Origin of the sequence: Wolbachia endosymbiont of Drosophila bocki (assembly GCF_028982005.1) — a bacterium.
Classification (GTDB): domain Bacteria; phylum Pseudomonadota; class Alphaproteobacteria; order Rickettsiales; family Anaplasmataceae; genus Wolbachia; species Wolbachia pipientis.
Genome location: NZ_JAPQLG010000043.1, coordinates 1 through 7,115, shown reverse-complemented (window position 1 = coordinate 7,115; position 7,115 = coordinate 1). Strand labels below are relative to the sequence as shown.

The following is a 7,115-nucleotide window of genomic DNA, read 5'->3' as shown; positions in this document are numbered from 1 at the left end:
TAGATATACCTCTTTCTTAACTATGCTTATTTTACCTCATATTTTCGAGATCCTTAACAGGTTCTTAGAGGAATGGCTGTTTAGTTTTTTTGTTAATCTTTTTTACCATGCTGTCAATCATATGCTTTATCCCTTGATATACAGAGTATGTACTTTCGTCGCTACGCATATAAGCAGAACAGGAAAATACATTATGTTCTTCGTCTTCTATTGATAACTCTGTATCGCATTTTATGTGCTCGCCGCCAAGCCTTTCTATCAACTGTTCTCTGTCATCTCCTATAGTTACCTTAACCTTACTTTCTTCTTTACCTATCTTGTTACTTAAAATTGAAACAATGATGGCTGGAGATATGCATATCGCTCCTATTGGCTTTTTTGTAACAAAAAATTCTGAAACTAATCTTTCAAATTCAGGCATTACTGTCACCATGTCTTTACTTTCAGCTAAGTCAGATAAATTTTTCGCAACCCCGTATCCACCAGGTACAACTAGCATGTCAAAATTTTCAGCTTCGGCTTCTTTTAAGTCATATATTTCGCCTCTTGCGATTCTTGCTGCTTCCACAAGTACATTCCTTCTTTCTTTTGTTGCCTCTTTTGTTCTATGATTCATAACTTGTGTGATATTGATATCAGGTGCAAAGCATTTAACATCCACTTCCTGCTGATCAAGCAACAAGCAAACTTAAAACCGCTTCTCTTACCTCTGCACCGTCAAGGTAACCACACCCTGATAAAACCACAGCAGCTTTTAATTTTTTTTCACCCATAAAGTACCTTGATTTCATACAATCTAGATATTTTAATACAAATTCTATATTTGGAAAGGGGTATGTTATGTCAATTATAATATAATTAATGATTAGTATGTATAATTAGGCATATTTATAATCAACGAAGCTGAATATGGAATCTAGTAATAGTATGTTTTTTGACACTGACTATCCAGAACTAAGAAAAGCTATTTCAGATATAATAGAAAGTATTGCACAATCCTCACAAGAGGGGAAAAAAGAGTTATTTACAACCCTATCAGAACAAGTTAAAGAGATGAACCTCAAAGATTTAGGTTTAGCGATTAATGACCAAGGCTTGCAAAAGGAGGTCAACAAAGAATTATTTATAAAATTCATTGAAGAAGCACTTAAAGATTTAACTTCTGAAAATGTTGACTCAAAAATAATAGAAGAGGCGTTAAAATCTGTTAACCAACAAGCAATAAGTAATGTTGTAAATAATAATAAAGGTCCACTGGATAATCTAGTCAATTATTTTAAATCAGCCTCTGCAAATAAAAAAATTGGAATAGCTTCTGCCGTAATGGTATTAGGAGCAGCATTTTCTCCGCTTATTGTGCTTGCTACATTAATAGCGCTTGTGGCTATTGGAGCACGTTATGTAGGAATAGGTATAGGAAAGGCAGGGGAAAAAATAAAAGAAGGTGCGATTGATGCAGGAAAAGCAGTGAAAAGTTTATCTAAAAATTTAGGGGATAAATTGCCTGAGGTTGGGCCAAAAAAAGATAACTTTAGTAAATTATACAACAGTTTGGCTCAAGAGATTATATGCTATAATATGTCCGAAGAAGGTGAAAAAATAAAAAACGCCCAGAGTAAAGCAAAGGTCATAGGCATGCTTCAAAATGAAGGGCAGCGATCTGCTATACAAGAGTTAGTAAAGAATGGAACTATTCAAAATTTTTCAAAAGAAGACATGAAAAGGCTTATAGAAAAAGGTACTAGTACTTATGAAAGTGATAAGGAAGCACTTGAGGAGCTTATGGAGAAATTTCAATCTAAAATTATGGCCATTGGTGAGGGTAAAATAGAGGAGGTAGAAAAAATTGTTGATGAGAAAGTTGCAGCAATGAAGCCATCTTCTCACTTAGGTATTTCAAGTGCTGCACGAGTGAGTGAAGGAGGAATCACAGGACCAAGTTGATGCATTTTTTTACGCAAAAATTACTATCAGAAAGTGGGGTTACGCTACTCCTTTTTATCCACTTTTTTGAGCAATCCACTTCCACATCTAACACACATCTCAGTGATTATAATATCCAATTTTTGATCATGTTTTTCTACAGGTAAATCTTTACAATATTGTTTCTCATAGGCTACACCTATAAATATTTTTCCAAGCGGCCGTAATTTTTTTATCATTGTATCATACCAACCACCGCCAAAACCTAATCTATTCAAATGATCATCAAAAGCAATAACAGGAGTAATGATTGTGTCAGGAATTACATCTTCATTTGTTTCGTTCCATTTCTCAAATTTTAGTAACTTGTTTTTATTAGGAATTGCTATTTTATAATCTAAATCGAGTAAACTATGCATCAAAGGCACAACATCTATTTCCTCATCCATTGGAATGTAAGCTGCTATTGTTTTGCCTTTAACGTAGCTTAGGTTCTGATTAAAGAGATTAATAAGGGAATTTGCCGCATAACTGGAATAACTTTCATCAATATCTTTTCTTATAGCTCTATATTGCTCTCTTATTTCCTTTTTGTGCTGTTTAATATCTTTGAACATGATCTATCCATTTTGCAGTAAGTTTTTCTTGTAAACTATTTTGCTTCAAGCGCTCACTTAAAAAGTCAAAGTCAACACACCCCATATCCTGGTCTTGATTACTGCAACTATAAACAAAACTCCTTTCTCCTGTTTTCGCATTTATATGTTGCTGCACACACTGAGCGCAGATTTCTTTCATCATACACTGCATAGGAGAATTAACTGATGATATCGCTATGTGGCCTGATTTCAGATATGGCTTTAAAATTGTTTTTCTAGCTTCATTCACAGCTTTCATCATTTTATCAGAACCAATAGTGATAATTTTATCTATAACGTTCAAATTAATACCTAATCTTCCTTGTTGATAAGAGACTATTGCATCAACTATATTACCATGAAAGGATTTATCTTGATCTCTGCTTGTTTCTATCAATCCTTCTTCACATACCCAAACTACTGCATTTGATGCACGCTCTATTAGTGCTCGTTTAAATACATCACTTAACTTCTTATAGCCAGCGAAGTACAAAACCTTGTTATTATTTTCAAGACATGCCTTTCCTATCGAAAATAACACTGCATTTCCAACTCCACCACCAATTAGCATTATATTCTTCATGTGCTATTTTAACTGCATTTGTTCAAATTTTTTGAAATTTTATAGAACAAAGTAATTTATATAGTTCTATACACAAAGAAAGAGATAAGGACACTCTCTGACTTCAACTATACCGATAACTGATAGCTGCATTTTTACGCATATCATCTAATAACAAGTTGCTTTGTATCATAATCTTTTGTTGATACATCTGCTGTTTAATTGCTTCTATACCCGCTACATTACTCTTGATATCACACAACATCATCAACTTTGCAGTGCCATTTTCTCTCAATTCTACTATTTCATTCACACTTGTTTTACTAAATAAAATCTGTAAATCAGGATTTAAATCTCGCATTTTTATTTCAAACTCTTTTGCGTTTGGCAACTTAAAATTATCTGCTAATTTATCGAAATTCAAACAATTGATTTTTTGCTCCTTGAAATTATCCAATAAACTTTCTGAACCTTCAACCACAATCTGTTTTAATTTTAAAGTGCTTTCCAGCAGTGCATGATTAAGTTGTACCTTATCTATGACTTTTATAACAGAGTAACCTTCACTGAAACTGAATGGACCTGCTATATCACCGGTTTCTAGTCTTTCTAAAACGCTCTTAAGTTTATCTTTGAGCTGACTTAAATTAACTGTTGCTTTACGCATCTTTATTGGAGGTTCTGGGTTATTACTATTACGTAATTTTTCTACTAAATCTTCAGCTATACCATAAACGTCCTTGTCTTTTTGATCAGGAATTATAAACTCTTGGAACGTGATAAGATAATCCGGCTTTTCTGTTTGCCTTTTTACATCATCTACTTCTTTATCGCTTATATTAATAAATGGCACAATTCTTACTTCAATAATTTTGCTCCACAGTAACTGACATTTTATTTGTTTTCTTAAAATACCAAGATCTATATTATGCTTCTCTATGTATTGATCAACTTCATTAGCCTTAAGTTTAAAACTTTGGGTTAAAAATAACATGACAGCATTATCTAACTCCTCGTTGCTCAATTTTATATTCAGCCTCTGCGCTTCATTGGTAATGATAATTTCGTCTATTAGCTCCCTAAGAATTTGAGGTTTTGCTTCTTTTTGATTAACACTTTGAGTGCCAAACAATGAATTTATAAAGTTGATGCGTTTTTCGATATCTAAATTTGAAATTGGCTCGCCATTTACATCTGCAACAATTTCAATCTCGGTTGCAAGCAACCCAAGTAGCAACACTATCAACAGTAAAATTAGTATTTTATACATACAAGTAAAGTTAATAACCAATTCTATAATAAATACTGAGTCAATGCTAGCCAACTTTTTAATAGTGATCTCAGTGACAACGGAAATAAAAACCATTGCAACAAAATCAGGTACGCTGGTAAATAGGCTAAAAACATGCTAACATAGCGAATTTAAACCGTGCTAAAAACAGTATACGGAAGGAGAGGGATTCGAACCCTCGATACGACTTTTGGGTCGTATAACGGTTTAGCAAACCGCCGCCTTCAGCCGCTCGGCCACCCTTCCAAATTTAGAACCTAAAGATTATATAATACCAAGACCTCTACCACCTGTCTAATGCTTTTAATTGCAATATTTGTATCTGTTCAGATGCATGGCTAATGCTGAAACAAAAATTCCAGTGCTCCCTTTCTTGTCATCCCAGTGTCACGCACTGGAATGACATCGTTTACTATGTGCCATATTGCAATGTTCGTACAGTTGTGCGCGGTATAGATTCCGCTAACAAGTAGCGGAATGACGAATTTGTTGTTTTTCAAATTGTGGGCAAACCTAAGCCACTTTAGCTATAAATCAATAAAAACTAATTTCTGCTTTTTTCAATGATTTTCTTTGCTTCTTCCACACCAACCCATTCTCCAACTGCTACCGTTTTTCCCTTTTCTAGATCTTTATAATGAGAAAAGAAATGAGTAATTTTATCTAGTAGGCTTTTAGATAAGTCAGAATAGTCCTTTATATTGTCATAATAGCTATCAACACTGGAAACAGGCACAGCTAATATTTTCTCATCTTCTCCTTTTTCATCTTTAGTGAGTAATGCGCCTATCGGACGCACCGATATTAAAACACTAGATGCTAAGGGAAACTGAGTTAGCACCAAAACATCCACAGGATCACCATCACCTGCGCAGGTATTTGGTACAAACCCATAATTGCAAGGATAAGTCATTGAGGTAGATAAAAATCTGTCAACTTGTAACAACCCAAGCTCTTTATTAAATTCATACTTTACAGGCTCAGCATTTGCACTTATTTCAATTACCACATTCACCACATTTGGTCCTGCTGTTACTTTACTTAAATCCATAAATTACCTCTTAACTTAAGAATAAGCATTATACAATATGTACTTTTAAGTTGCTACATTTATGTAGTTCTAAGCTTGTTTTGCATGGAGCGGTCCTAAATTTTCATTCGTCGTCTTATTGACTGTTGAAAGTGGTGGTTCCTGTGGTGGTTCCAATAATTGAAATAAGGCATATACTATTACGATAGTAAGCACCGCACCAACTATCAGGTTAGTAAGGTTGTCTTGTGGCAAAACATTTTTTATTGAGTTAAACAATTTTTGCTCCATAAAGAAATAATCAGCAACATATAACCCAACAGATAATACAAACATACCTAAAATAAGTTTACAGACTGCGTTTTTATGGTCTTTTTCTTTTTTCTTGCTGGTGATAGGATTTGGCCTACATTCATTCTCTTCTTGCAGCACTGAGTAGTATATATTATCAGGGCTCGTTATTAATTGTTCAAATTCATCACTATTTTGGTTTTTTAACAGTTGCTCTAGGGAGTTTTTTGTATTTATAGGATACATTAATCCATCCATTTTCAATGTTTTCTCTTGCCGATCCACACTCTCATGGTCGATTGTATATTTATCTCTACTTGATAATCCGATCATGTGTAGTTTGCCAGCTAAGAACATTATATAGCTCTCTATTAACTGATTCTCACATATCTCTAATACTTCTCTTTTTACTGTTTTGTTAGATGACGAAAGTTCTTTATAGTAAACACCCAAAGAAAAGAACAATGCTATATCTTTATCTGCTTTTATGTCATGAATGGAATAATAGCTGCTGATAACGCACTTATTTAATGTAAATTCTCTGTCATATTTGTTTAATGTATTTCCTTCACTTAGTAACTTTCTAAGACCAATGAGTACTTTATTTTCAAAATCCTCTTCTGTTTCAAATATTGGTTCTCTCTTTGGATTTGCTAAGATGTTAAGTAAATCTAATTTTCTTCCATCTACTACTTCATTTATATATTCATTTAACTCAGATCCTTTAATAACTTCATATATTTTATCTATGACATCTTTAGTATTCAGGTTATTGTTTTCACTTAGAATTTGATAAGCTTGAGCATAAATTAAAAACAGCCCTTGTAGACTAAATTTTAAGTTAAAATATTTATCTAATAGTTCCTCTTTTTTTCTAATGAATTCAGACAAACCAAAATGATTTCTGTGATCTATAAAACGACCTAATTCAGCATGTTGAAAGCTGCCTAAAAAAATAAATAACGTCTCTAATAAATTACCCTTACCAACAATTTTTATTAGTTCTTCAATTTCTTTTATCATTGCTGAAACCTATAATGTTCTACTTTATAGTATAAGGGATACATGGCAAAATAGCAATAAATGTTATTAGACTTCTTGCATAACCCAAACTAAGTAGAAAAAGGTATAGCTGTACCGCCGCGGTATCTCAGCCACTAACAAGAGATCCCGCTAACACGCAGCGGGATGACGAGACTTATCTTTATGCCGCCGCGAACCGTCATACCGCGATTCATTCGCGGTATCTCTAGATCCCGCTGGGATGACGATTGTCGTTTAGCCATAAATATTTAAGAAATTTACTAAACAAAAAAAGGCAAAAGAAGCCCCGTGGTTGGCTAATTACTTACATTATACTTTCAAGTATGGCGTTTTTTT

7 protein-coding genes, 1 tRNA gene and 1 pseudogene are annotated in these 7,115 nt (G+C 33.6%); 1 reads left to right on the top strand and 8 read right to left on the bottom strand.

Annotation, left to right across the window (positions count from 1 at the left end; genetic code table 11):
* Nucleotides 1-64 precede the first annotated feature (64 nt).
* Nucleotides 65-791 (bottom strand): annotated as a pseudogene (gene elbB, locus OZD61_RS00870) (isoprenoid biosynthesis glyoxalase ElbB).
* Nucleotides 792-909: 118 nt separating this feature from the next.
* On the opposite strand from elbB, the gene OZD61_RS00865 reads away from it, so the two are divergent.
* Nucleotides 910-1,944 carry a hypothetical protein gene (locus OZD61_RS00865; protein ID WP_274979496.1) on the top strand — a complete coding sequence of 345 codons (1,035 nt, stop codon included), beginning with the start codon at nt 910-912 and terminating at the stop codon, nt 1,942-1,944.
* Nucleotides 1,945-1,988: 44 nt separating this feature from the next.
* Here the strand turns inward: OZD61_RS00865 and OZD61_RS00860 are convergent, their stop codons facing one another.
* From OZD61_RS00860 to OZD61_RS00830, 7 genes are all read right to left on the bottom strand, one after another.
* Entirely contained in the window at nt 1,989-2,540 is a 552-nt protein-coding gene (locus OZD61_RS00860) for a 5-formyltetrahydrofolate cyclo-ligase (RefSeq protein WP_182321081.1), read from the bottom strand.
* Nucleotides 2,524-3,144: a ferredoxin reductase domain-containing protein gene (locus OZD61_RS00855; protein ID WP_182321079.1), complete on the bottom strand. Its 621-nt coding sequence runs from the start codon at nt 3,142-3,144 to the stop codon at nt 2,524-2,526. The genes OZD61_RS00860 and OZD61_RS00855 overlap by 17 nt, the downstream gene beginning before the upstream one ends.
* 103 nt (nt 3,145-3,247) lie before the next feature.
* Nucleotides 3,248-4,393, bottom strand: coding sequence for a SurA N-terminal domain-containing protein (locus OZD61_RS00850; RefSeq protein WP_274979495.1), 1,146 nt, complete (start codon nt 4,391-4,393; stop codon nt 3,248-3,250).
* A gap of 176 nt (nt 4,394-4,569) precedes the next feature.
* Nucleotides 4,570-4,660 (bottom strand) — tRNA-Ser (locus tag OZD61_RS00845).
* A gap of 92 nt (nt 4,661-4,752) precedes the next feature.
* Nucleotides 4,753-4,914: a hypothetical protein gene (locus OZD61_RS00840; RefSeq protein WP_010963140.1), complete on the bottom strand. Its 162-nt coding sequence runs from the start codon at nt 4,912-4,914 to the stop codon at nt 4,753-4,755.
* Nucleotides 4,915-4,958: 44 nt separating this feature from the next.
* Entirely contained in the window at nt 4,959-5,465 is a 507-nt protein-coding gene (gene ppa, locus OZD61_RS00835) for an inorganic diphosphatase (RefSeq protein WP_274979494.1), read from the bottom strand.
* A 69-nt stretch (nt 5,466-5,534) separates the two neighbouring features.
* The gene (locus OZD61_RS00830; protein WP_274979493.1) at nt 5,535-6,758 is read right to left on the bottom strand and encodes a WD1261 family protein; all 1,224 of its coding nucleotides are present in this window, start codon (nt 6,756-6,758) and stop codon (nt 5,535-5,537) included.
* Nucleotides 6,759-7,115 lie beyond the last annotated feature (357 nt).